This window comes from Anaerobacillus sp. 1_MG-2023 (genome assembly GCF_030547345.1).
Lineage (GTDB): Bacteria > Bacillota > Bacilli > Bacillales > Guptibacillaceae > Guptibacillus > Guptibacillus hwajinpoensis_B.
In genome coordinates this window covers 1-234 of sequence record NZ_JAUORD010000267.1, presented here as the reverse complement: position 1 = coordinate 234, position 234 = coordinate 1, and the positions used below count along the sequence as shown (strand labels likewise).

At 34.2% G+C, this 234-nt stretch carries 1 pseudogene; it reads left to right on the top strand.

The features are described from left to right. A pseudogene (locus Q4550_RS24120) lies at nt 1-234 on the top strand (hypothetical protein); the annotation flags it as partial.

Here is a 234-nt window from a genome sequence, read left to right as displayed (position 1 = left end):
GTATCGTTACGACTTCACTAAATAGTGGATACGAAGAAGTTAAACATGGAACACAGCAAATACGATTAACAGGAGAAAAATTTACAGGAATTCAAAAATCGGTAAGTGAAATGATAGACAATATAAATAACATTACTGCAAATGTTTCTGAAATAGCATCAAACAGTCAGAAAATGAATCATGCCATTCAAGAAATCGCTGCTGTATCTGAAGAATCAGCAGCAGGTATTGAGC